The sequence below is a fragment of the Variovorax sp. GW821-FHT09B05 genome, assembly GCF_059418265.1.
The window spans coordinates 324,035-348,747 of the sequence record NZ_JBWKPN010000007.1; the positions used below are offsets into that span (position 1 = coordinate 324,035).

At 71.4% G+C, this 24,713-nt stretch carries 13 protein-coding genes; 1 reads left to right on the forward strand and 12 read right to left on the reverse strand.

What is annotated here, in order from left to right; translation table 11 throughout:
* Positions 1 to 5: 5 nt before the first annotated feature.
* The 10 genes from AC07RM_RS20425 to AC07RM_RS20470 all read right to left on the reverse strand — a co-directional run bounded on the left by AC07RM_RS20425 (position 6) and on the right by AC07RM_RS20470 (position 11,577).
* Complete coding sequence (locus AC07RM_RS20425) at positions 6 to 1,544, reverse strand: DUF1800 domain-containing protein (protein WP_495335676.1); 1,539 nt, start codon at positions 1,542 to 1,544, stop codon at positions 6 to 8.
* 166 nt (positions 1,545 to 1,710) lie between these two features.
* Positions 1,711 to 2,406, reverse strand: coding sequence for a DsbA family oxidoreductase (locus tag AC07RM_RS20430; RefSeq protein ID WP_495335677.1), 696 nt, complete (start codon positions 2,404 to 2,406; stop codon positions 1,711 to 1,713).
* Positions 2,407 to 2,467: 61 nt separating this feature from the next.
* Entirely contained in the window at positions 2,468 to 3,880 is a 1,413-nt protein-coding gene (locus tag AC07RM_RS20435) for an MFS transporter (RefSeq protein ID WP_208509885.1), read from the reverse strand.
* Between the two features lie 55 nt (positions 3,881 to 3,935).
* Positions 3,936 to 5,819 carry a bifunctional sugar phosphate isomerase/epimerase/4-hydroxyphenylpyruvate dioxygenase family protein gene (locus AC07RM_RS20440; RefSeq protein WP_495335738.1) on the reverse strand — a complete coding sequence of 628 codons (1,884 nt, stop codon included), beginning with the start codon at positions 5,817 to 5,819 and terminating at the stop codon, positions 3,936 to 3,938.
* 191 nt (positions 5,820 to 6,010) lie between these two features.
* Complete coding sequence (locus tag AC07RM_RS20445) at positions 6,011 to 6,775, reverse strand: alpha/beta fold hydrolase (protein ID WP_208509884.1); 765 nt, start codon at positions 6,773 to 6,775, stop codon at positions 6,011 to 6,013.
* Positions 6,772 to 8,001 (reverse strand): MFS transporter, encoded by a 1,230-nt coding sequence (locus tag AC07RM_RS20450; protein ID WP_495335678.1) that lies wholly within the window; start codon positions 7,999 to 8,001, stop codon positions 6,772 to 6,774. Before AC07RM_RS20450 ends, AC07RM_RS20445 begins: the two co-directional genes overlap by 4 nt.
* The gene (locus tag AC07RM_RS20455; protein ID WP_495335679.1) at positions 7,998 to 8,423 is read right to left on the reverse strand and encodes a carboxymuconolactone decarboxylase family protein; all 426 of its coding nucleotides are present in this window, start codon (positions 8,421 to 8,423) and stop codon (positions 7,998 to 8,000) included. Before AC07RM_RS20455 ends, AC07RM_RS20450 begins: the two co-directional genes overlap by 4 nt.
* 159 nt (positions 8,424 to 8,582) lie before the next feature.
* The gene (pcaB, locus tag AC07RM_RS20460; protein WP_495335680.1) at positions 8,583 to 9,782 is read right to left on the reverse strand and encodes a 3-carboxy-cis,cis-muconate cycloisomerase; all 1,200 of its coding nucleotides are present in this window, start codon (positions 9,780 to 9,782) and stop codon (positions 8,583 to 8,585) included.
* Between the two features lie 20 nt (positions 9,783 to 9,802).
* Positions 9,803 to 10,636, reverse strand: a complete 834-nt coding sequence (locus AC07RM_RS20465) for a shikimate dehydrogenase family protein (RefSeq protein ID WP_495335681.1) — start codon at positions 10,634 to 10,636, stop codon at positions 9,803 to 9,805.
* 26 nt (positions 10,637 to 10,662) lie between these two features.
* Positions 10,663 to 11,577, reverse strand: a complete 915-nt coding sequence (locus AC07RM_RS20470) for a shikimate dehydrogenase family protein (RefSeq protein WP_057596427.1) — start codon at positions 11,575 to 11,577, stop codon at positions 10,663 to 10,665.
* Between the two features lie 200 nt (positions 11,578 to 11,777).
* On the opposite strand from AC07RM_RS20470, the gene AC07RM_RS20475 reads away from it, so the two are divergent.
* Entirely contained in the window at positions 11,778 to 12,563 is a 786-nt protein-coding gene (locus AC07RM_RS20475; RefSeq protein ID WP_209542791.1) for an IclR family transcriptional regulator domain-containing protein, read from the forward strand.
* Here AC07RM_RS20475 and AC07RM_RS20480 read toward each other — a convergent pair.
* Positions 12,560 to 13,186, reverse strand: coding sequence for an RNA polymerase sigma factor (locus AC07RM_RS20480; protein WP_495335682.1), 627 nt, complete (start codon positions 13,184 to 13,186; stop codon positions 12,560 to 12,562). The genes AC07RM_RS20475 and AC07RM_RS20480 overlap by 4 nt on opposite strands.
* 103 nt (positions 13,187 to 13,289) lie before the next feature.
* Positions 13,290 to 24,671 (reverse strand): filamentous hemagglutinin family protein, encoded by an 11,382-nt coding sequence (locus AC07RM_RS20485; RefSeq protein WP_495335683.1) that lies wholly within the window; start codon positions 24,669 to 24,671, stop codon positions 13,290 to 13,292.
* Between the last annotated feature and the right edge of the window lie 42 nt (positions 24,672 to 24,713).

Sequence of the window (24,713 nt, forward strand, 5' to 3'; positions counted from 1 at the left end):
GGGCGCTAGCGGCGCATCAGCTCGGGCGCGGCCAGCAGCAGCGTGTTCCATTCGGGCGGGTTCTTCGCCTGCGCGAGCACCTCGCGCGTGCCGGCGCCGAAGCCGGTCTGCATCTCGCGCACCGCGGGCGACTCGGCCAGCGGCGGGAAGGCCGGGCTCTCGAGCGGTGCCTTGGCGTCGGTGCGAAACAACAGGGCACCGCTCGCGCCCAGAATGCGCGCGATCTCGAAGCGCGTGTTCATCTGCCCCGCGCTGGCCCACGCAGCCTCGTGCAGCGGATAGCCGTCGGGCGTCTCGTGGCCATAGAGCGGCTGGCCCATGCGATCGATCCAGTTAAGCATATGGCCCACGTTCGCCACCACGCGGCCGTCGTAGGCCAGCCGAACGCCGGCCACTGCATAGTGCACCGGGTCGCGGAACTTGCGGCCCAGCGAGGCCGCGAACTCGGGCGACTCGAACAGCGTGCGCAAGGTGGCGGCGATGTCGCCATCGCTGCGCGTGAAGCTCGCCGCCATGCGCCCGACCAGCGCATTCGATGGATCGTCGGCCACGAAATAGACGGCGAGCTTGCGCGAGACGAAGCGCGCGGTGGCCGGCGCGCGCGCGAGGCGGTCGAGCGCCTCGTCGACCTCGGCCAGGCCGCGGCCGCGGATCGGCTCGCCGAGCAGCGTCTTCGGGCCGTAGTCGTGGCGGTTGGGATTGAACTCGAACAGGCCCTGGCGCCGGTAGTCGGCGGCGATCGCGGCCTTGAGCTTCGGCGGCGGTGCATCGGCCGGCTGCAGACTCACGCCCACGCCGGTGAGCACGCGAGCGAGTTCCTGCACATCGGCCTGCGAGTAGCCGCTGCCCACGCCCAGCGTGTGCAACTCCATCAGCTCGCGCGCGTAGTTCTCGTTGATGCGGTTGGCGGCGTTCTGCGCGTTGTCGAGATAGCCCAGCATCGCGGGATGGTGCAGCGTGGCGCCGAGCAGGTCGCGAAAACGCCCCAGCGCATGCGGACGAATCGCGTTCTCTTCGTAGTCGCCGATCAGCGCGCGCATGTCGCCACCCTTGCGCAGGCTGACGTTGAAGTGGTTCGTCCAGAACCAGGTCATCTGCTCCTGCAGCTGGTTCGGCGAATAGAGCGCGCGCAGCATGGAGCGCTGCTGCGCCTCGCGCGCGAGCCGGTTCAGGTGCTGCTGGTAGGCCTGGCGCGCGGCCTTCTTCTGGTCCTCGTCGGGCAACGCGTCGGTCGCCTTGCGCTCGGCATCGAGCGCGATCGCGAGTGTGTCGACAGGGGTGCGCACGATCTCCATCGCATCGATCTGCGCCTGGGCTTCGCGCGGCAGCGGCTGCGGTGCGGGCTTCAGTTGCCGCCCCATCCACACCGCCAGGCCCTGCTTCGCAACCTCGGCCTGGCCGCTGGCGTTCGCTCCCCAGCTCACGCGGTCGAGCCAGCGCAGCTGGGTCAGTGCATCGGGCGGTGCGCCGCGCAAAGCGAGCGGCGGCGCATCGGGCCGCGTGCCGAGCGCGCAGCCCGCGAGCCACAGTGTGGCGGCCGCCATCCATGCGCCCCTCGCGAGGCGCGACCTGATCGAAGAGATGTGCATGGTGGGTTCAACCCGCGCCGTCGGTGCGCGGTTGACCCCAGCATGCCAGCGCCGTGTAAAGCCGCGAGTCAGCTTCGTTTCAAGGCGAAACGCGCCTGCGGCCCAAGACGGCTTGCAGGCCTCAGGCCGACACCACCCCGCTGGGCTGCGCCCCCGCGATCTGCCGCAGCGCGCGCTCGAACACCTCCACCGGCTGGCCGCCCGAGATCAGGTGCTGGTCGTTGATGATGATCGCGGGCACCGAGTGGATGCCGGCGTCGGTGTACATGCGTTCGCGCGCGCGGGTCTCGGCCGCGTACTCGTCGCTCGCGAGGATCTCGCGTGCCCGCACCGCATCGAGCCCCGCCGCGGCCGCGAGCCGCACCAGCACCTCGGGGTCGGAGGGATTCTCGGCATCGGTGAAGTAGGCCTTGAGCAGCGACTTCTTCAGCGCGACCTGCTTGGCCGCGTCCTCGAGCTCGGCCCAGTGCAGCAGCCGGTGCGCATCGAAGGTGTTGTAGATGCGCGGCCGACCCTCGGGGTTGAAGACGAAGCCGACGGCCTCGCCGCGCTGGCGGATGGCTTCGCGCATCTGGGCCTGCTGTTCGCGCGTGGAACCGTACTTCTGGTTCAGGTGCTCGAAGGTGTCCTGGCCCTCGGGCGGCATCTGCGGGTTGAGCTCGAAGGGCTGGAAGTGCAGCTCGGCCGTCACCCCGGGCGCCACGCGGGCGATCGCGGCCTCGAGCGAACCCAGGCCGACGGCGCACCAGGGGCAGGAGACGTCCGAGACGAAATCGATCTTGAGGTGGGAGGAGGATGGGGTCGTCATGGCCGCCATTCTTCCGCGCGGCGGCGGCCTTGTCAGGTGCAAGGTCTTCCGCCGCCCCAGCCCTGCGGCGTCAGGCCGTGGCGCGCGCCGCCACCGGGCTCGCGCCCAGGGTCTGAGCCCGCAGGCGGTCGTACTCGGCCTTGTCGACCGGCACCGCATCGGGGTCGCCGAGGTCGTTCATGTGCACGCGGTAGGTCTCGCGCGCGCTCATCGCCGCCAGCGCGGCCAGCACGGTCACGGCGAAGGTGATGCTGCCCACGGTGAGCCAGATGTTGGCCGAGCCCGGAGGCGCCACAGTCGCGAACAGCGCGGGCAGCAGGGCCGTGAAGGTGGTGCCGATGTTCTGCGAGATGGCCATGGCCGACACCCGGTTGCGGGTGCGGAACAGCTCGGGATAGAAGCTCGGGAAGGTGGCGTTGTAGCCCTGGTAGACGATGCCCCACATCAGCAGCGACATGCAGATCGCGAGCGGCACGTTGCGCACGCTGATGGCATAGAGGTAGGCGAAGGACAGCAGGCCCGAGGCCAGCGCGCCGACGATGATCGGAGGCTTGCGGCCGATGCGGTCCGAGAGATTGCCCACGAACGGGATCACCAGCACCGCGAGGATGTTGCCGAGCACCGGGATCCACAGGTAGACGTCCTTCTGGAAGCCGATGCCGTAGGCCGACTGCACCGCGTAGGCGGCGCCGAAGATGGTGGCGACCACCGGGATCACGTTCATCAGCGCCATGCAGACCACGCGCAGCATGTCGGCCCAGCTGTCGGTGAAGGCCTGCACGATAGGCGAGCGCGGCACCTCGCCCTTCTTGTCGGCCTCGGCGAAGGCCGGGGTCTCGTCGACCTCGCGGCGGATGATGTAGCCCGCGATGATGACGACGAAGCTCAGCAGGAACGGGATGCGCCAGCCCCACGAATTGAACGCCTCTTCCGGCATGTAGTGCGCGAGCGGCAGGAACACGGCGGCCGCCATGATCTGGCCGGCCTGTACGCCCTGCAAAGTGAAGCTCGCGAAGAAGCCGCGCCGGCCGAAGGGCGCGTGCTCGAGGATCATCGAGCTCGCGCCCGAGATCTCGCCGGCCACCGCGAAGCCCTGGATCAGCCGCAGGATCACCAGCAGCACGGGCGCCGCCAGGCCGATCTGGTCGTAGGTGGGCAGCAGGCCCACGGCCACGGTCGAGAAGCCCATGAGGAACATGCACAGGATCAGCACCTGCTTGCGCCCGTGCGTGTCGCCCCAGTGGCCGAGCACGAAGGCGCCGATGGGCCGCGCGACATAGCCCACGCCGTAGGTCGCGAGCGAGGCGATGATCGCCGTGGTCGGGTCGCCCTTGGGAAAGAAGATCTGCGGAAAGATCAGCGCCGCGGCGGTGGCGTAGATGAAGAAGTCGTAGTACTCGAGCGCCGAGCCGATCCAGCCGCTGGCGGCGGCCTTCTTCGACTGGTGCTTGCCTTGAGGCTCGTGAGCCGTGGTGTTCGCCATGGGTTGTCTCCGGTGTGGACGAGGATGAGCGGGTGAATGAATGAACGAAGGGAAATCAGTCCTGGGCCTGCGAGGCCATGCGCGCCGGCGCGTTGAGTGCGCCATAGGCGTCGTAGCCGCCGATGCGCTGCGCCACCTCGAAGAACAGGCCGTCCTCGAAGCTCTCGGTGTAGATGTGCAGGTAGTCGCCGGCCGGCGAGCGGTCGAACAGCACGCCCGCCGCGCGCATGCGCTCGAGCAGCGCGGCATCGAGATCGATGCGCGTGGCGAGGTCGTCGTAGTAGTTGTCCGAGATCGGCACGAAGCGCACGCCGTTGGCGCGCAGCCGCGCCACCGACGCGAAGATGTCGTCGCTGCGCAGCGCCACGTGGTGCACCGCGCCGCCGCCCTGCGCATGCACGGTGCGCGCGGTGCGCGTGCGCTGGCTCAGCGACACGTTGAGCACCAGGCGCAGGCTGCGCGCGGCATCGGCCACGCCGCGGCTCTTGATCAGGCCGAAGGGATCGGCCAGCTCGAGGCTCTCGCCGACCTCGAGCCCGAGCACGGCGCGCGAGAACAGCACCCAGGTGTCGAGCTGGTCGAGCGCGAGGCCGAGCGCGACGTGGTCGATGGCGCGCAGGCCGGCGCCATCGCCCTCCTCTTCGCCCTGCGCTTCGCCGGGCTCGAGGATGAAGTCGGCCTCGTAGAGCCCCGTGGCGCCGAGCGACGACGGAATGAAATGCAGCAGGTTGCCGCCCGGCACCACGATCGCGGGCACGGCCTGCTCGCCGGGGCCGACCGGGCTGTCGTGCCGCTGCGAGCACAGCGCGGTGGCGCGCGCCACGGCCGCCTGCGGATCGTCGGTGCACACGCCCAGCGCGCAGACCGAGGTGCCGTGCGCCTCGAAGCGCGTGCGCGCAAAGCTCTCGGGCTGCGCATTCACGACCATGTGGATGTCGCCCTGGCGGTAGAGCGTGACGGCCTTCGAGCGATGGCGGCCCGCGCGGCGAAAGCCCAGTTGCTGCAGCAGCGTGCCGAGCGCGCCGGCCGAAGACTCGTCGGCCGCGAACTCGATGAAGGACAGCCCGCGAAAGGCCGGCGCCTGCGGCGGAGCGAACAGCAGCGGCTGCGCCGGCGCAGTGGCCACGCGCTCGCGCACCTGGCTCTCGAGGTACAGCAGCGAGCGCATTGCATCGACCGCGGTGCGGCGGTTCGGCGTCTCGCGGAACAGGTCGTTGAAGATCTCGAGGGACAGCGGCCCGGTGTAGCCAGCGCGCAGCACCTGCGCATGGAAGCCCGCCACGTCGAAATCGCCCTGCCCCGGAAACACGCGGTGGTGGCGCGCCCACTGCAGCACGTCCATCGAGAGCTGCGGCGCATCGGCCATCTGCAGGAAGAAGATCTTCTCGCCCGGGATGTCGGCGATGCCGGCCGGGTCGTCGCGCAGCGACAGCGTGTGGAAGCTGTCGAGGATCAGGCCCAGCGCGGGATGGCCGGCGCGCCGCACGAGGTCCCAGGCCTGGCCATAGCGCGACGTGAAGCGGCCCCAGGCCAGCGCCTCGAAGCCCACGCGCAGGCCATGGGCCGCGGCGCGTTCGGCCAGCGCATGCAGCTGCGCGGCGGCGCGCGCGGGATCGTCGATGGCGAGCGGCGAGGTGTTCGAGCAGCACAGCATCAGCGGCACGCCCAGCGCGGCCATCAGCTCGAACTTGCGCTCGGCGCGCTCCAGGCCGCGGCGGAACTGCGGCTCGGGCATGCCTTCGAAATCGCGAAACGGCTGATAGAGGTCGATCGCCAGGCCCAGGTCGGCCGCGAGGCCGCGCAGGTCGGCGGCCGTGCCCTTGAAGTTGACGAAGTCGCTCTCGAACAGCTCGATGCCGTCGAAGCCCGCTGCGGCGATTGCCTCGAGCTTCTGGCGCAGCGTGCCACTGAGCGAGACGGTGGCGATCGAGCGGTGCATGCGCCGCGCGGTGCGCTGCGAAAGGTCGGCGGAGGGCTGGAGCGTGTTCACGGGAGCGACTTTAGGAACGCCGGCCCGTGCCCACAACCATTTAGCGTCGCCTTTGATCGATCATCGAACGCTATCGTGCGAATTTCGCACGAATCAGGGGTTACACCTAGGTCCGAAGGACCGTCGATGACCCCGCCGAATCAGAGACTGCGCCAGTAATCGATCAGCAGCTGCGCAAATTCGACCGGCCGCTCGACCGCGCTCACATGGGCCGCATCGATGCTGGCGAGCCGCGCGTGGGGGATCGCCGCGGCGATGGCTTCCGACATCGCGAACGGCGTGGCCTCGTCCTGCAGGCCGCCGATCACCAGCGTGGGCACCGCGATGCGGCGGTTGCTGTCGCGGAAATCGATCGCCGCCACCGCGTTGCAGCTCTCGATGTAGGCCTGCGGATCATTGGCCAGCAGCACTGCCTGCAGCTGCTGGGCGGCCACCTGGCCCTCGGGCGTGGCGGCGAAGGCCGGCGTGAGCCAACGCGACACCGCACCCGGCGCGATCGCGGCCACGCCGCGCGCGGCCACGGTCTCGGCGCGCGCGCGCCAGGGCGCCTGGTCGGGATAGTGGGCCGAGGAGTTCGCGATGGTCACGGTGCGCAGCAGCTCGGGATGGCGCACGGCCAGCGCCTGCGCCGTCATGCCGCCCATCGACAGGCCGACGAAGTGCACCGGCTCGCCGCCGGCCTCGCGCTGGATCAGCTCGGCCGCGTCCTGCGCCAGCGTCTCGATGCGCAGCGCGCCCGGCACGCGCTCGGAGGCGCCGTGGTTGCGGTGGTCGTAGCGCAGCACGGTGTGGGCACGCGCGAGCTGCGCGGCCACGCCGTCCCACATGCGGAGGTCGCAGCCGAGCGCATGGCTCAGCACGACGATCGGGCCATTGCCTTCGCGGACGAGGTTCAGACGGGTCATGGGGCGGGTTCCTTCGAGAGGGGATGAAGACGGGGGAGCCAGAAGAAGGCGATGGCCAGCAGCGAGCAGGCGGCGGCGACCATGGGGATCACCATCGGCCACGCGCCGTTCGAATACTCGGCATCGACGAACAGCGCGGCGAACTGCCCGACGCAGAAGGCGACCATCATCATGCCGAAGCCGGACCACGAGACGGCGCGGCCCGCGAGCTGCGGCAGGTCGCCCACCGCGCCGGCCTGGCCGCAGGGCTGGTGGATGCCGTGGCCCAGGCAATAGACCGCGTGGCCCGCGAGCAGCGGCACCGCGCTCAGCGGCGCGAGCCAGCAGCCCAGCGCCTGGATCGTGGCGCCCGCCATGCTCAGCGAGGCGCCCAGTTGCACCGTGCGCACCGGCCCGTGGCGGCGCAGCAGCCGGCGGCACATGGTGGTGCTGAAGATGTAGACCAGCGAACCGCCGGCCGGGATCCAGCCGTACCAGGCCGGCGACCAGCCGAGGTAGCCGATGTAGACCATCGGCGACAGCAGCAGGAAGCAGAACAGCCCGCCATAGGTCGAGGCCGCCACCGAGGCCCAGGCGCGGAAGGCGCGGCTCGCGAACACCACGCGCGTGCTGCCGCGCGGCGCCGAGGGCGTGTCGACGAAGGTCGGCCGGGTCTCGCCGAAGGAGCGCCAGCACAGCGCGAACAGCACCAGCGCATAGAGCGCCATCGCGCCCATCACCCAGCGCCAGCCCGCGCCCTGCACCAGCCAGGCGCCGAGCAGCGGCGCCACCAGCCCGACCACGCCCAGCCCCGTGAGCCCGCGCGCCATGACGTGCGGGCCCTCGTGGGCCGGATAGAGATCGCGCACCGCGGCGCGCGCGCAGACCAGGATCGCCGCCATCGAGAAGCCCTGCAAGGTGCGCCAGCCGGCCAGCATGAACACGCTGCCCGCGAAGGCGCCGCCGAGCGCGGCCAGCGCATAGCAGCCCAGGCCCGCCAACAGCACCGGCCGGCGGCCGAAGCGGTCGGCCAGCGGTCCGCACAGCAGCTGCGCGAAGCCGAAGGCCAGCACGAACAGCGTGAGGCTGGTGCTGGCCGAACCGAGCTCCTTGGCGATCGCGGGCAGCGCCGGCAGGTAGCTGTCGGTGGCCACCGGCTGGGCCGCGAGCAGCAACGGCAGCAGCAGCGCGAAGCCGGCGTGCCAGCGGCCCTTCAGGTTTCCTGGCGGTCCTTGCGGCGCGCTCACTGCGCCGCCGCAGGCAGCAGGCCCTTCTCGCGCAGGATGCCGGTGGCGATGCCGAAGGCGTGGTTGGCGACCGGCACGCCGCAGTAGATGGCGGCCATCATGATCACTTCCTTGATGTCCTCGGGCGTGAGCCGCGACTCGGGCGGACCGTCGAGCGCCGCGCGCACGTGCATCGCGAACTCTTCATAGGCATGGATGCCCAGCATCATCGACAGCACCATGTAGCGGCGCGTCTTGTCGCCCAGCGCGGGGCGGCCCCAGATGTCGTTCCACGCATGGCGCGTGATCAGTTCCTGGAACTCGGCATTGAAGCTGTTGCGGTTGGCCAGCGAGCGGTCGACCCAGGCGTCGCCGAGCACGCGGCGGCGGTTGAGCAGGCCCGATTCGTAGTCGTCGGCGGGGGTGTCGGAAGAGGAAGTCATGTCAGGGAATCCTTGTTCGTGTGTTCTTGCAAATCTCGCAAGGTGTGAAGAAACCGTAGCGAGCGCCCCGAGGTCGCGCCGAGGACCGCAGCCGTACTCACGTACGGTGAGGACCGCAGGTGCGAGATCGGGGCGCGCAGTAGGTTTATTCACACCTTGTCAGGTGGCCGGCAGCCGCGCGCGCAGCGCCTTCACCTCGGCCAGCGCGATCTCGCCGGCACGCACGGCCAGCGCGGGATCGAACCATTCGTCGGCCGCGTCGCGCGGCAGCTCGGCGCGCAACCGGTCGATGTTGGCGCGCATGCGCGCGGCATCCACCTGCAGGCCCGGCAGCGCCGCCGCCATGGCGCGCACGCTGCCGTGCGCCGACATCAGCAGCTGCGGCCATTCGCCGAGCTCGGCCTGCCAGGCGCCGAGCGCGCGCTCGTGCTGCTGAGGCATGGCGCCGAGCAAGGCCGCCACGCGCTGCGGCGCGCGATGCGCGGCGGCGATCGCCACCATCGACGCCACCGGGTTGCGCTTGTGCGGCATGGCCGACGAGCCGCCGCGCCCGGGCTCGCTGGGCTCGGCCACCTCGGCCACCTCGTACTGGCCCAGCAGCGACACGTCGACCGCGATCTTGCCGAGGCTGCCGGTCATGAGGCCGAGCTCGCAGCCCAGCGCCACCCATTCGTCGCGCTGCGTGTGCCAGGTCGCGCCGGGATCGGCCAGCCCCAGTTCCTTCGCCATGCGCGCGCGCACCGCACCCGCCTGCGGCCCCATCTGCGCCAGCGTGCCGACCGCGCCACCGAGTTGCAGTTGCAGCGCATGGCGCGCGGCCTCGCGCAGCCGCAGGCGGCCGCGCACCAGCGGCGCGGCCCAGCCCGCGCACTTGAAGCCGAAGCTGGTGACCGAAGCCGGCTGCATCAATGTGCGCGCGAGCATCGGCGTGGCGGCATGCTGCACCGCGAGCTGCAGCAGCGCCTCGGCCGCCTTCGCGAGGTCGGTCTCGATCAACGCCACCGCCTCGCGCGTGACCAGCGACATCGCGCTGTCGATCACGTCCTGGCTGGTGCTGCCGAAGTGCACGAAAGGCGCGGCCTCGGCATTGAAGAGCCCGACCGCCTCGCGCAGCGCCTTCACCAGCGGGATCGCCACGCTGCCCGCGCGGCCGCTCTCGCGCACGATCTTGGCGACGTCGAACAGCTCGACCTTGCAGCTGCCGACGATCGAGTGCGCCGCGCTCTCGGGGATCAGCCCCTCGGCCGCCTGCGCGCGCGCGAGCGCGGCCTCGAAGCGCAGCATCGCGTCGACGAAGGCGCGGTCGCTGAAGGCGCCCAGGGTTTCGGAAGTGGAGAGGAAGCCTTCGAAGATGCTCATGGTGTTCTTGTCGTGGGATGTCAGTACTGGAGCTTCGCGCTGGCGCGCAGCTCGTCGGCCGTGGCGCTGCCGAAACCGAAGAATTCGAGGTAGGCCGGGATCATCTCGAACAGCATGTCGGTGCCGACCTGCACCGCGCAGCCCTTGGCGCGCGCCGCCTCGAGCAGCGGCGTGTACTCGGTCTTCATCACGACCTCGCCGACGAAGGTGCCGGCATCGATGCGCTCGATGTCGAAGGGCAGCGGATCGTCGGCCTTCATGCCCAGCGGCGTGGCATTGACGATCACGTCGAAGCCCGCCGGGTCCTTCGAGCCGGTGGCCACCTTCAATTGCGGATAGTGTTCACGCAGCCGCCCTGCGAGCGCCTCGGCCGAAGCCGCATGCGCATCGAACAGCATCAGCTCGGCCGCGCCGGCCGCCGCGATCGAGGCCGCGATGGCCGAGCCCACGCCGCCCGCGCCCGATACCAGCACGCGCGTGCCCCGAAAAGGCCGGCCCTTGCGCTCCACCCCGCGCACGAAGCCCGCGCCGTCGAACTGGTCGCCCAGCAGCGTGCCGTCGGGCCGCTTGAGGATCGCGTTGCAGGCGCCCGCGATGCGCGCGGTGGGCGTGACCTCGTCGACCAGCGACATCGTCGTGACCTTGTGCGGCATCGTCACCAGCGCGCCGCGCAGGTTGCTGAAGCGAAAGATCTGCGCGAGCGAGGCCGCGTAGTCCTCGGGCTTCACGCCCATCGGCACCACCACCGCGTCGATGCCCTGTTCCTCGAACCAGGGGTTGTAGATCATCGGGGCCTTGAAGGCCTCGGTGGGATAGCCCAAGTGGGCGATGAGCGTGGTCTTGCCGGAAATCATGCGCGTAGCCGAAGGTAAAAAGAGGTTCAGGCCGCGCCGTAACGCAACGGCGTGGCGATCTCGGCGCGCATCGCGTCGGGATAGACGATTTCGCGCAGGAAGTCCGAGTCGGCACGCAGGGCCGCGGCCGCATCGGCATGGCCGAAGTAGTCGAAGTAGTGCGGCATCTGCTGGATCAGCATCTCGAAGCCCGCCTGCGCGTTGAGGCCGCGCGCGCGTGCCGCGCGCACCAGCGGCGTGGGCTGGTTGCGCAGCAGGATGTCGAACAGGGCAGCGTGGCCGTCCATGCGCGCCACGTCGACCGGCGGCGCATCGTCCTCGGCCAGGCCCAGCGGCGTCGCGTTGACGACCAGGTCGTAGCCCTCGGGTGCGTTGCTGTCCACCGCCACCACACGGGCGTCGAAGAAGGCATCGAGCTTGGCGGCCACGCCCGCGGCCTTGCCCGCGGAGCTGTCGTAGAAGGCGATGTACTCGGCGCCATCGACCGTGCCGCCTTCGGCCAGCGCCACGCCGATGGCCGCGGCGCTCACGCCCGCGCCGAGGATCAGCACGCGCTTGCCACGAAACGGGATCGCGAAGCGGTCGAGCGCGCCGATCAGGCCTTCGCCATCGAACAGGTCGCCCTCTAGCTGGCCGGCCTCGGTGCGGCGCACCACGTTGACCGACCCGGCCACGCGGCCGAACAGGCCTGCGCCCTCGAGCAGGTCGACCACCAGCGGCTTGTGCGGCGGCGCGATCACCATGCCGCGCACATTGCGCGCGAGAAAGGCCGACTTGAAGAACACCGCGAAGTCGCGCACCGGCACCTGCATCGGCAGCAGCACCGCGTCGATGCCGAAGCGCTCGAAGGCGGCGTTGAACATGCGCGGCAGCCGCACATTGCGCACCGGGTCGCCGGGAATCAGGTAGGCCTGGGTGCTGCCGCTGATGGGGAGGCTCATGGGCGTCTTTCCGTTCGTCAATCGCTCGTTTCGAGGCTGGATGCCCGGCTTTATAGTCCTTTCGCCCTGAGTCTGCTGGCGCCAAACAGCCATTTCGTTCGATGATCGATCTTTCAAGATCGTCAATCGTTCAAACCTAGGGTTTTTGCCCACCCATCGAGCACTGCGGTCGGGCGGCGGCGCAGGCACACTCCCCGGTCATGAGCAACGACGACCCACCCGCACCGCCCGGCCTCGACAAGCGCGACTGGATAGCCGGCCTGGAGCGCGGCGTGAGCATCATCGAGGCCTTCGACGACGCCAACCCGCGCCTGACCGCGAGCCAGGCCGGCCAGCGCACCGGCATGACGCGCACGGCCGCGCGCCGCTACCTGCTGACTCTGCAGCACATGGGCTACGTGGCGAGCGACGGCAAGCTGTTCTGGCTCACGCCGCGCGTGCTGCGCCTGGGCCAGTCCTACCTCGAATCGGCGCGGCTGCCGCGCGTGGTGCAGCCCTTTCTGCAGCGCGTGGCCGCCGGCACCAACGAGATCGCCTACCTCAGCGTGATGGACGGCGACGAGGTGGTCTACATCGCGCGCAACGGCCCCAACCGCAGCATGAGCACCGGCTACGTGCTCGGCGCGCGCGTGCCCGCGCAGGTCACGGCCTCGGGCATGCTGATGCTCGCGCTGCGCGGCGACGCCGAACTCAACGAATGGCTCGCCACGCGCCAGCTCACCGTCTTCACCTCGCACACCATCGCCAGCATGGAACGCATGAAGCTCGAGCTCGCGCGCATCCGCGCCCAGGGCTGGGCGCTGTCCGAGCAGCAGCTCGACCTCAACTCGCGCGGCATCGCGGTGCCGCTGCGCGACCGCCACGGCACGCTGGTGGGCGCGCTCAACATCACGATGCCGATGGGGCACGAAAGCTCGGAGGACGCGGTGGCGCGGGTGTTGCCGGTGTTGCGGGAGACGGCGCAGGCGATGCGCAACTTGATCTAGATTGCTGCCCGCAGCGCGCGCCGCGAGCTGCTCACGCCGGTCAGCACCTCCTGCCCCGCACTCTCCGCGCAATAGTCCAGTGCCTGCCGCAACGCCGTATCCACACTGCGCAACGACAGATCGAAGCGCGCCGCCGCCTCCTGCCGTGTCATCTCATTGATACGCAGCGCAATCAGCACCGACCGATGCCGACGCGGCAACCGCTCCATCGCACGCTCCACCGCCGCCACATCGGAACGCGCCTGTGCAATCGACTCGGGCCCAGGCGCCCGGTCGACCAATTCATCGAGCACAACCTGCTCCTCCCCCGCGTACTGCCACGGCCGATGGCTGCGCAGCCGGTCCACGGCGAGGTTGCTCGCCATGCGGTGGATGTAGGCCAGCGGGTTCTGCACATCGTGCGCCAGACCCAGGTCGCCGAGCCGCAGCCAGGCCTCGTGTAGGCATTCGCTCGCGAGGTCGGGGCAGCCCAGGTGGCGCAGCAGCCGGCGCCGCAGGTGCTCGTAGTTCGCGACCAGGATGGCCTGCAAGGCGGCGCACCGCGGCGCCAGATCGGGCGGCTCGCCGCATGAAGCGTCGTCCAAGGAATGGTCTGCAGTGCGGCACGGGATGTTCAGGCTCATGGCGGCTCCGTCTCGGTGTGCATCGGCGGGCGAAAAGAGGCACGCTGCCGCCCCGCCCCCCGGTTCGCGGGAGGCGGGACGCAGGCGCCGGAGGGCGTGGGGCCTAGCGGCCCTGCAAGGCGCGGCGTTCCTCGTCGGTCAGCCGTGCCACCTGCCTGGCATCGAACTGCCGGCCGTTGCCCACGAGCTGCACGGGGTTCGCGGGGTCGTAGCGCACCGCGCTGTCGCCCGCGCGTCCGGCCGCGGGCGACGGCGGGTTGCGGCTGCCGCCCTCGGCTGGCTCGTTGCCGAAGCCGAGCACGCGCACGGTGAACACCGAGGGCAATGCCTGGCGCGCCGCGGTGCGGTCGCGCTGCAGGCTCTCCTGCGCGGCCACCGCGGCCTGGGCCGCGGCCGCGCTGGCATTGGTCAGCGCGCCGACGTTCACGGCCGCGACCACCGGCAGGCCCTTGGTCTCGCCCTTGACCTGGATGTTGTCGGCGTTGAGCACCTGCAGCGCGGCGATGTTGAGATTGCCCGCCACGCGCAGGCCGGCATCGCCGGCATTCACGGTGCCGCTGGGCGCGACTAGGTCGACGTCGCCGTCGCCCACGGTGCCGATGCCGCTGCCGCTCATGTCCGACTTCTCGCGCACCACGGTCACGCCGTCGAGGTCGGTGACGACCTCGGGCGCCGAGGGCACGCGCAATGTCTTCGCGCCGCGGCCGGCATCGATGTTGCCTACCGTGGACCAGATGATCTGGTCGCTGCCCTGCTTCGTCACCTCGGGCACGAAGGACAGGATGCGCGACTGGTTCACCGTGACGTCGTCCTTGGCGAAGATGTCGATGTGGCCCGAGGCCAGCGTGACCAGGCCGTAGCCGGCCGGCACGGTGGCACCGAGCGCCGCCACCTGCAGCCCGCCGCCAGGCGTGAGCACATTGATGTCGCCGCCGGCCATGGTGCGCAGCATCAGCGTGTTGGCCGCCACGTCGCCCTTCCAGTCCTTGCCCGGAAACAGCGTGTCGATCGCCGCGTAGCCGCGGTTGTAGCCGCCGTTGCGCGGCAGGCCGCCCGTGCCCGGCTCGTTCTGGTCGCGGCCGGCCTCGCGCAGCTCGAGCAGGAAGGCCTGGCGCAGGAACTGCTGGCGCGCCGGCTCGGGCAGCGCCTGGAAGCGGGTCCAGGCATCGAGCGGTGCGAGCGTCTCGCCGGTCATGTCCTTCATGTACGACACGAGGCCGCGACGCACGGTCTTCTCCTGCCCGCCGGGGCGCGTCTCGACCTGGTCCACCAGGTAGATCGGCACCTGCGTGCCGTCGGGCGCGCGGGTCTTGAGGTAGTCGGGCATCGCGGCCACGCGGGCCGGATCGAGGTAGGCCGCGGCGAAGGCGTCGTAGCCCACGGCGCCGTTCAGTCCGGCCATGACGGTGATCGCGGCGCTGTTGGCCGGCAGGCCATTGATCTGCGTGTCGGGCTGCGGCCGGTTGTTCCGGTCGTAGCGCTGGTTGCCCACCGTGCGCACCTGCAGGTTGTCGGCGTAGACGTCGCGACCGGCGGCCAGCGTCAGCGTGCCCGGGCCCTGCATCTCGATGTTGCCGGTCAGGCTGTTGCTGATGGCGTTCTCGCGCTCGATCGGATCCACCCGCACCGTGGCCAGGATGTCGTTGCCCGCCTCCAGCAAGGTGGTGTCGGAAGCGCGCAGGTTGCGCCCCGCCACGCGCACGCCGCGGATGTCCTTGCCCGCGCGCACCCAGGTCTGCTCGTTGGCCTTGAGGTCGAGCCCGAAGATCGAGCCCTCGGCGGCATAGATGCGGCTGGGCTCGTAGTCGCCGGCCAGCGGCAGCACCGACGGATTGCTCACGCTGCGCAGGTACGGGTCCTTGATGAAGGAAGCGCCCGACCAGTTGATCCAGTTGTCGAGCATGTCCTCCATGTTCATCTGGCTGAAGGGCGAGCCGGCACCGGCGGGCATGGTCGGCGAGGGCATCATCGCCGGCGTGGCATAGGCCATCGCGAGCGGCGCGGCGAAGCGGATGTCGTTCTTCGCGGCCAGCGAGACGTCGTTGGTGGTGCCCGGCAGCACGTACAGCGGGCCCTCGATCGACAGCCCGCCGTTGAGCGACACCGCCGACAGCCGCGCCGGATAGCGGTTGCCGCCGAAGCCCACCAGCGTGTCGTGGTCGAAGCTGCGCAGCAGCACGTCGCGGAAGATGAACTCCGCGCGGTTGACGAAGTGGATGTCGCCGCCGGTGGAGACCAGCTTCAGCGCGCTGCGGTCGGTGTAGCCGCTCATGTAGGCGCCGTAGTTGAGCTGCTGCCCGTCGGGGCGCAGGCCCTCGCCGTAGGTGACCAGCAGCGGATCGACCACTGTCTGCAGCACCAGGTCGCCCGCGGTGCGCAGGCTCAGCGTGGCATCGCCGAGCGCGAGCACCGGCGCCACGCCGTAGCTGGTGCGCGTGATGCCGCCCATGCTGTCGTCGCGGCTCAGGGTCACGGTGCGGCCGACCGCGGTCTCGCCCGCGCGGATCTCGCCCGCGCCGCGCGCGACGTAGTACTGGCCGCCGCGGATCGCGCCGCCGGCCTCGACCTGCATGGCGCCGCCGTTGCGCATCTCGACGGTCATCGCCTCGCCCGCCGAGAGTCCGCCGCGCACGCGCATGTTGGTGGGCAGCGCGACCAGCAGGTTGCGCAGGTCGCCGCCGGCATGGACCGCCACGTTGCCGCCGCCGAGCGCGCCCACGCCCTGCTGGAAGCGGCCGTAGTCGATCCACCAGCTCGACTGCTCGGTCGGATGGATCAGGGGGCCGAAGCTGCCATCGGGCCGCATGCCCAGCTCGCCGTTCTCGTACTCGCCGAAATAGCGCTGCGCATTCAGCGTGCCCTGGCGGTTGAGCCACTCGGTGAAGCGCTGTCCCGCGGGCGCGGCGTCGATGCTGCCCTGCACGCCGATGTCGAGGTTGCCGCCGTCGACGCCGTAGCTGGCCTTCGGGTTGGCGGTGGTGAAGTCGCTCCACACCGTCGTGTCCTTGCGGCCCGCGGTGTAGATCGCCGACTCCTTGTGCGCCAGCGTGAGGTCGCGCCCCGCGCGCACCTCGAGGTCGCCGGTGCCGGTGCGCACCAGCTTGCCGGCGCCGTTGTCGGGCGCGGGATCGCTGTCGCTCGGCTGCGCGGTGTTGGCGGTGCCGATCACGATCGAGCCCTTGCCCGCGGCCTGCGCGGCCAGCGGCCGCAGTGCCAGCGCATTGGCCGAGTCGAGGTCGCCGCCGGCCACCAGCCGCAGGTTCCACGAGGCGCCGGGCTGCAGCACGCCGCTGCGGTCCGCCGCATCGAAGCCGTCGCTCAGGTGGCCGTTGATCAGCAGGTTGCCGCCGGCGCGCAGGGTCAGCGTGCCGTCGCGCGCGCCCGGCAGATCGGCGAACAGGTTCCAGTCGCCGTTGAGCGCCAGGTCGCCGGCGCTACGGATCTCGATGCCCGGCATGACCGCGAGCCCGGTGCCCAGGCGGCCGGCGATCGCGCCGGCGGCGGCGCTGAAGCGGCGCGCATCGGCGATCGCCTCGGCCTTGACCGCATCGACCGTGCCGTCCTGCGCCTCGTAGCGGCTGGTGCCCTCGAGCACCGCCGAGCGCGCGCCCGTGACCGAAACGTTCAGCGCGCCGACCTCGATCTCGTCGTGGCCCGCGTTCTGCCGCGCGCGCAGGCGCACCTTGCCGCCCTCGTTGCCCGCCACGTCGATCTGGCCGCCGCGCAGCTCGAGCCGGCCGCCGGCCGCCTCGAGCGTGACGCGGCCGCTGCCGAGTTCGCCGGTCGCGCCGGCCAGCAGCTTCGCGCCGTCGCGCATCGCCACGCCGTTGCCGCCGGTGATGCGGATCGTGCCGCCATAGGCCGAGCGCGCGTCCACGGTGCCGGCGATGTCGATGCTGCCGCGGTCGGTGGTGAGGCCGAAGTCCTCGACCGTCGTGAGCCCGCCGAGCACCACGTCGCCCTGGCGGATGCGGAACTGGCGCGAGCGGTTGAAGCCGGCATCGTTGAGCCGCTGGCTGAAGCCCGCGAAGTCGGGCAGCGCCTCGATGTCGAGCGAGAAGCTGCCGGCCTTGCCGCCGGCGCCGGCCTGCGCGGCGATGGTGCCGTCGAGCACCACGGTGCCGCCGTTCGATGCGGCCAGGGCCAGGGTGCCGGCGCTGCCGCCGCCCGGGTGCGCCGCGAGGCCGAGCCGGCTGCCGGCCTCGAGCCGGACGTCGCCGCCCACGGCCGACAGGTCGATGCGACCCGCGTCGGCGTACTCGGCCAGGTCGAAGAAGCGCTTGGCGAAACCGCCCACGTCGATCAGCGCGCCCTCGCCCACCACCAGGTGGCCGCCGGTCGCCGTCATGCCGATGCTGCCGCCGAGCGCGACCGCGCGGCCGCCGAAATCGATGCTCTTGCCGCTCAGCGTCAGGCGCGCGCCCAGGCTGTCCTGCAGGTCCGAAGGCGTGGCCGTCCCCGCGCCGCCGCCCGTCACGCGCAGCGCGCCCTGGGTGGCGATGGTCTGGGCCGCGCCGCCGCGGCCGGTCAAGAGCGGCGTGGCCAGGGTCAGCGCCGCGGCGCCGGTGTCCACCGCGCCCGCGCCCTCGCCGACGATCTGGTCGCGCCCCGCCAGCGTGACCGACCCGAAGCCGGCGAAGTCCTTGCGGCCCGCGCCCAGCACCAGCGTGCCCGCATCGAGCGTGAAGGCGCCGTTGCCGGTGCCGCTGCCGCCCGTGCCGCCGCCGCTGTTGATCAGCGTGACCGCATCGCCGCGGATCGTCACGTCGCCCGTGCCGCGGCCGACGAAGGCGGCGCCGTCGAAGGTCAGCGAATGCAGGCCGGCCGCGCCGAGGTCGAGCGAACCGTAGAAGTCGAAGTCCGAGTAGCTGCGCAGCGTCAGGCGCTGCGAGTTGGCGAGCTGCGCCAGCGCGCCGCTGTCGAGCACCATGCCCTCGGTGCCGCCGCCGAAGCCGATGCGGCCGGCCGACACCGACAGGTCGGCGCCGGCGATCCGCGCCGAGCTCGCGAGCTCGGTGGTGCGCGTCGCGTCGATCAGCAGCGCGGCGCCGCCGTCGACCAGCGCGCCCGCGCCGATCGTGACCAGGCCGCCGCGCGTGGTGTCCACGTTCTGGCGCAGCACCTGCACCGCATCGCCGGTGGCCAGGCGCACCAGCGCGCCCCAGTCCTTCGTCGGCGAGGTGAGCACGTCGTCGGCCGCGTCCCTGGCGTCGATCACGCCGTCGCCGTTGTCGTCGAGGTTGCCGTCGGGGTCGGTGTAGACCGCCGGCGCCATCGGCTTCATCACCAGGTTGCCCGAGCCGCGGCCGCCCGCGCCCTTGGCGCGCACCCGGCTGCCGCCCTCGATCGCCACCTGCTCGCTGGCCGCGAGGATGATCTCGGGCCCGCTGAGCTCGGAGCCCTCGCCGTTGCGCACCACGATGTCGGTGGCCGTCACGTCGATCTCGAGGCCGAGCGCATTGCCCTGGCGCTTGCCGCCCACCAGCAGGCTGCCGGCGCCGAAGTTCGACAGGCTCGCCGAATCGATCACGAGGTAGCCGTCGGCCTGCAGGCCGGTCGCGTCCAGGCCGGCGCCGACGATCGCGATCTTGCTGCCCGCGATGTCGACCAGCCCGCCGCGGCCGCCCGCGTCGGGCGCCGAGCGCAGCGTGCCGTCGAGCGTGAGCCGCTTGCCGGCATCGAACACCACGGCGCCGCCGTCGCGCGGCAGCCGCGGCGTGACGACGTTCTGGCCGGTCAGCCGGTACTGCGTGAGCTTGAAGGCCTCGGACGAGAAGAAGTCGTTGGCCGTGGCCTCGTTGTATTCGGTGTACTTGCGCAGCGTGTCGCCCGACATCACGCGCCAGGCCGAGGCCTGCGCGTCCTGCTGGCCGCTGTAGGCATTGCCGCCGCGGCCCTGCATCACCAGGCTGCCGTCCGAGGCCAGCGTGGCCGGCGCCAGCGCGCCGCCCCAGGCCTTGCCGGTGGCCTGCACCGCGAAGGCGCCGGGCAACAGCGCATAGCGCGCCGGCAGCAGGGTGTACCAGCCGGCCGCCAGGCCCGGCCCGCCCGCGAGCCAGACCCGCTGGCCCGCTTCGGCGGCGCTCGCCGGCGCGGCGGCGGTCTGCCCCGGCAGGATCGCGTAGGTGCCGGGCCGGTTCAGCACGTCGTGCGAGCCGCCGGGCCCGGGCACGAACTCCCAGGCATAGAGGTCGCCGCCGCCCGTGATGTCCACGGTCGCGCCGCGCGCCAGCGCCACGTCGGGCGACTTCAGCGTGATCCGCTTCTCGGGCGGCGCGCTCAGCGAGCCGCCCGAGGGATTGGCCGCGTCCACCGCCTTGGTGGGATCGTGCCAGTGCTCGTCGTTGAGCAAGGTGCCGTAGGGCACGACCACGCCGGCGCCCGACACCGAGGTCAGGCTGTTGGCGCCCAGCGCGAGGCGCTCGCTCGCGGCCAGTTCGATCTGGCCATGCGGCGCGCGCAGCACGCCGTTCTGCGCGATCGTCGGTGCCTCCAGCCGCAGGGTGCCGCCGGCCGACAGCGGCGCGTCGCCCGGCTCGCCGAGCCGCTCGACGGCGATCGAACCGGTGGCGCGGATCACGCCGGTCATGGCCGTGCTCGGATAGACCTGGCCGGCCGCGAGCACCAGTTGCCCGTCGACGTCGAGGTTCAGCTGCAGCCGGGTGTCGTCGTTGATCTGATCGGGCAGCGCGCCGCCGATGCGGATCTCGCCGGCCTCGAACCGCGTGCGGCCGAAGCCGCCGATGCGCACGGTGCCTTCGGGCGACACGCCCGCCTCGTTGCCCGAGACGATCTCGATCAACTGGCCCGCGAGCTTCAGTTCGCCCTTGGCATCGGGCACCTCGGCCACCAGCGAGGCAGAGGCCGGCCCCGGCACGGTCAGCAGCGTGAGGTGCGGCGCGCTCAGCGACGACGAGGTGTCGGCGTGTCCGAGGCTCCGGCCCTGCAGCGAGATCGCGCGGCCCATCCTGATGTGCGCGTCGTCGAGGCGGATCGGCCCCTGCGAGGAGTTCACCAGCGCGAGGTCGGCGAAGCCGCCGTTCGCGAAGGACTGCGGGCGCAGCGTCAGCGCGAAGGCCTGGCCCGGCTTCTGCAGGATCTCGCGCAGCAGCTCGCCGCCGAACAGGGTGTCGCGGAACAGGTCGAGCGTGGCCGGCGTCAGCCCGAACTGCGCCGGGTCGAGCGCCCCGACCGGGCCGGGCGCCGGCAGGCGGTCGGACAGCACCAGTTCCTTGCTCTCCGCCAGGTGCGCCAGCAGGCTCGACGGGATGATCATCGTGCCGTCGACCTCGTAGCCGAAGCTGCGCAGGCCCGGCGCCCAGTCGTAGTCCAGGCCCTGGCGCCAGTTGTTGCAGGCGCCGTCGACGAAGAAGCCGAAGCAGTCCGGGTCCTGCAGCGTCTGGCTCAGGCGCTCCAGCGGCGAGCCGCCGGGCGCGGCGGGCACGTCCATGTTGATCCGGATGCGCCCGCCGATGCCGCCGGGGCCGCCCGCGTTGCCCACCAGCGTGCTCTCGATCAAGCCCTGGCCCTTGACCTGGATCAGGCCGCCGTCGCTGTCGAGCCGGATCTTCGGCGTCGCCTTCGGCAGCTGCGTGCCGGTGCGGCCGGTGTCGGCCACGCCGTCGATCTCGCCGGTGGCGCCCGACACGTCGATCAGCGCGCCCTTCTCGAGCTGCACCTCGCCGGCCTGGATGTCGACCGAGCCGCCGTCGCGCACCTCGCCCACCTGGCGGCCGCGGTTGTCGAGGTAGGTCAGCGGCACGCCGCGCGCCAGCAGTTCGCCGCCGGCCCGCAACGTGACCTTGCCGCCCGACAGCGAGATGCTGCCGGCCGGCGCGTCGAGCCGGCCGGCCACGGTGATGGTGCCGAGCTCGCCGCCGGCACCGAGCGACAGGTTGCCGCCGATGTCGGTGCGCACCACCGCGCCCGCCCCGATCGAGATCGCGCCGTTGGTGGTGCCCAGCGACAGCGCGGTGGGCTTGCGCGCCGCGCGCTCCTCGGGCCGCAGCATGCCGATCGGTGCGGCATCGGCCAGGCTGGCACCGCCGGGCAGGTGGCGCCAGTCGAAGTTCGCGAGATCGAGGCTCGACGCCTGCTGCGACACCGTCACGCCCTCGGGCACCACGATGCCGCCCTCGCCGCGCACCGAGACCGTGACGCGGCCGAAGCCGCGCTCGCCGTAGAGCGTGGGCGGCAGCAGCGTCACGAGCGGCTTGCCGGTCTCGGGATCGGTGGCCGCGCTGCCGCCGATCTGCACCGGCGAGAACACGTCGAGCACCAGGCTGCCCGCGGAACCGGCCGCGAAGGCGCGCAGGTTCAGCGCGCCCAGGTCCAGCTCGGGTGTCACGCCCACCAGCGTGACCGAACCCGCATTGCCCGCGCGCAACGCGGGCAGGCCGTTCTTCGCGACATCGACGCGGCCGCCGCCCGAGACGTCGAAGACCGCCGCCGGATCGGCCGCGATCTTCCCCACGCTGATCGAGATCGCGCCGCCATCGATGGCCCAGGCGCCGCTGCCCGGGCCTTCGCGCCAGGTGTTGAGCCACTGGCCGCTGGCATCGAGCCGGCCCTGCGCGCCGATCTCGAGCGCGCCGTTGCTCGACGACAGGCCGATGCGCCCGCCGGGCGTGCGGATCTGGCCGAAGATGCGGATGTCCCGGGTCGAGCCTTCGGTGCCCGCCACCGTCAGCGAGGCGCCCGGCGACAGCTGCAGCTTCGCGCCGGCCGCGAGCTCGAAGTCGCCGTTGATGGTGTTCAGCACGATGCTGCCCATGCCCGAATTGCTGAGCATGTCGTCCGACAGGAAGCTCAGCTTGCGCGAGCCCTGTTCGTCGGGCTTGAGTTGCACGTAGAAATCGTCGCCGAGCGTGGTGAGCGCGCCGAAGTCCTTGGCCAGCCGCTTCGGATCGTGGCTCACGATGATCGTGCCCGGCGACCAGGGCCGGCCGTCGGGCGTGTTCTCGCCGAGCTCGACCCGGCCGCCGAGGCTGGCCGCGGCCTTGGCCTGCGGCCGGTCGCCCGCCACCACGCCGCCGAGCATGTCGCCCTCGAGCACCATCGCGTCGCCCGCGTAGATGCGCAGGTCGCCGGCCTTGCGGCCCTCGGTATAGCCCGCTTCCTTGTAGTTGGCGCCGATCAGCGGCGAGCGCCAGTTCTCCTTCACGCCCCAGCGCGCATGCTCGCTCGCGAACTCGCCCGCGATGCCGGTGTAGGTGATGTCGGGCAGCGCCTTGTCCATGGTGTGCACGCGGCCGTCGGCGCCCATGAGCTTGGTCGCCGTGTTCATGCCGTCGGAATAGCGCACCGAGCCGCCCGACACGTCGAGCACCGAGCCCGCGCGCGTGATCACCGCGCCGCCCGCGCGCAGGTTGATGCTGCCCGCGCTGGCCGAGAGCTCGGCGAGGTCGGTCTTGCCGACACCGACCCAGCCCGACACGTCGGCCAGCGGCGTGCCGACCCAGGCGCCCGGCACCAGCGTCTTGCCGTCGGGCCCGGTCACCCACTGCACGCCCGACATCGGGCCGGCGTCGAACAGGCCGTTGGCGCGCCGGTCGACGATCACCTTCTTGCCGCGCAGCCAGGAGTCGAGCAGCAGCGGCGAATCGCGCAGCTCGTTGATGCGCAGCTCGGCCTCGACGAAGTTGCGCGACATGTCGACCTGCATGCCCTGCAGCCCGGCCACGCTCAGGAAGGCCTCGCTGTCGATGTAGATGCGGCTGGCGTCGCCGAGGCTGCCGGGCTTGAAGTACGGCAGCTGCGTGAACAGCGGGTTGACCGCCGACTCGGCCACGATGCTGCCCGCGGGCACCAGCACGCCCGCCTTCGGCCGCACGTCGATCAGCTGGCCGTACAGGGCCACGCGGCCCGGCTGGTAGCGCGTGACCAGCGCCGAGGCCTCGATCTCGCTGCGGTCGCCCGCGTCCGGCAGCACCTGCGTGATGCTGCCCTCGCCCAGCGTGAGCGTGCCGGCCGACCAGTTGATCAGGTCGTTGACGCCGTCCGAGTACATGTGCGTGCCCAGGCCCCAGGCGCGCAGCAGGATCGAGCCGTTGCGGTTGTTGAGCGCGGTGGTCGAGGCCAGCACGCCCGACTGCCGCACGTCCTGCGCCTGCAGCGTGATGTTGCCGCGGTCGGACTGCACAGTGCCGGTGTTCACCACCTCGTAGCCCACCGACTTGGCGCGCGCCGCCATCTCGGGCATCACCACGTCGCGCAGGCTGTTGACGAAGTTCGCGTCGCCATACACCGGCACGAGCTTCAGCGCGCCCTGCACCTGCCCGCCGGTGAAGGCCCAGCCCGGCACGGCCGACACCGCCACGTCGAGGCCGCGCGGCGCGTTCGGGTCCTGGGTCGAGGGCGTCTTCAGGTAGACGTTCTCGCCGGCCGCGAGGATCACCTGGCCGTCGGGCGCCGTGATGTGGCCCGCGTTGCGCACCTTGGGCGCGAACAGCATGACCTTGCCGCCCGACTCGACCGCCAGCCGCGCGCCGGCGTCCACGCGCACCTCGCCCGGTGCCGCGCCGGGATCGAAGCGGTCCACGCCGCCCATGCGGTCGGGCGCGCCGCCCTCGCCGGGCACGAAGCCCGACGGGCCGAAGACCTCGGGCTTGATCGACGTGAACAGGCCGAACTGGGGAATCGCGAAGTCGTTGCCCTGGCCGTCGAACTTCTGCTGGTTGTTGATGCCGAGGTTGAACTGCTTGTCCGACAGCGCGAGGCTCGAGGCGATCAGCGAGCGCGTGTTGACCTGGCTGGTGCCGTTGAAGACGATGCCGTTGCGGTTGATCAGGTAGACCGAGCCGTCGGCCTTGATCTGGCCCGCGATCTGGCTCGGCCGGCCGCTCGGATCGTTGATGCGGTTCAGCGCGATCCATGCATTGGTGCCGTCGGGCTTCGCCCCGCCCTTCTGGTCGAACTGCACCGTGGTGTTGCGGCCCACGTTGAAGCTCTCCCAGTTGAGGATCGCCTTGTCCGCGGTCTGCTGGATATTGACCTGGGTGCGTCCGCCCGCGGCCGTCTGCACCGGCGCATTGGCGTTGAGCCAGCCCGCGGTGAGGCTGTTGGTGTCGACCGCGAGCCCGCCGGGCGCGAGGCCGTCGGGGATGTCGGTGCCGTCGTTCTGCGCCGCCTGGCGCGCGGCCGCCTGCGCCGCCTGCTGGGCAGCGATGGTGCGCGCCGCCATGTCGAGGTTGCCGATCGAGCGCCGCAGTTCGTCGCTGGCCCGTTGCTGCCCGGCGGGGTTCGTCAGCATCGACGCGGGCATGCCGTTGGGCAGCCGGCCCGTGGCCGCGGCCGCGCCCTGCACCGTGGTCTTGTTGGCGAACCAGGCACCGCTGAAGGCACGCTGCGCCTGCGCATCGACGAGCGCGCCGTTGGCGACCAGCGTCACGGCGATGGCGCGCGCGATCGGTGCCATGCGGAAGCGCCGCCGGGCCGGCTGGTTGGTCGATGGGTGGGGGGTGCCCAGGGATCCGCGTGTGCTCATGAGAAGTGCTTGCCCGAAAGTGAAGGTCGTGGAGTTCCACGC

Bases quoted from the DNA above. Each gene is read 5' to 3' on its own strand.
- AC07RM_RS20480 (WP_495335682.1), bottom strand. From the start codon at position 13,186: ATGAGCCTGAACATCCCGTGCCGCACTGCAGACCATTCCTTGGACGAC.
- AC07RM_RS20445 (WP_208509884.1), bottom strand. From the start codon at position 6,775: ATGACCCGTCTGAACCTCGTCCGCGAAGGCAATGGCCCGATCGTCGTG.
- AC07RM_RS20475 (WP_209542791.1), top strand. From the start codon at position 11,778: ATGAGCAACGACGACCCACCCGCACCGCCCGGCCTCGACAAGCGCGAC.
- AC07RM_RS20430 (WP_495335677.1), bottom strand. From the start codon at position 2,406: ATGGCGGCCATGACGACCCCATCCTCCTCCCACCTCAAGATCGATTTC.
- AC07RM_RS20485 (WP_495335683.1), bottom strand. From the start codon at position 24,671: ATGAGCACACGCGGATCCCTGGGCACCCCCCACCCATCGACCAACCAG.
- AC07RM_RS20470 (WP_057596427.1), bottom strand. From the start codon at position 11,577: ATGAGCCTCCCCATCAGCGGCAGCACCCAGGCCTACCTGATTCCCGGC.
- AC07RM_RS20465 (WP_495335681.1), bottom strand. From the start codon at position 10,636: ATGATTTCCGGCAAGACCACGCTCATCGCCCACTTGGGCTATCCCACC.
- AC07RM_RS20425 (WP_495335676.1), bottom strand. From the start codon at position 1,544: ATGGCGGCCGCCACACTGTGGCTCGCGGGCTGCGCGCTCGGCACGCGG.
- AC07RM_RS20440 (WP_495335738.1), bottom strand. From the start codon at position 5,819: ATGCACCGCTCGATCGCCACCGTCTCGCTCAGTGGCACGCTGCGCCAG.
- AC07RM_RS20435 (WP_208509885.1), bottom strand. From the start codon at position 3,880: ATGGCGAACACCACGGCTCACGAGCCTCAAGGCAAGCACCAGTCGAAG.
- AC07RM_RS20455 (WP_495335679.1), bottom strand. From the start codon at position 8,423: ATGACTTCCTCTTCCGACACCCCCGCCGACGACTACGAATCGGGCCTG.
- pcaB (WP_495335680.1), bottom strand. From the start codon at position 9,782: ATGAGCATCTTCGAAGGCTTCCTCTCCACTTCCGAAACCCTGGGCGCC.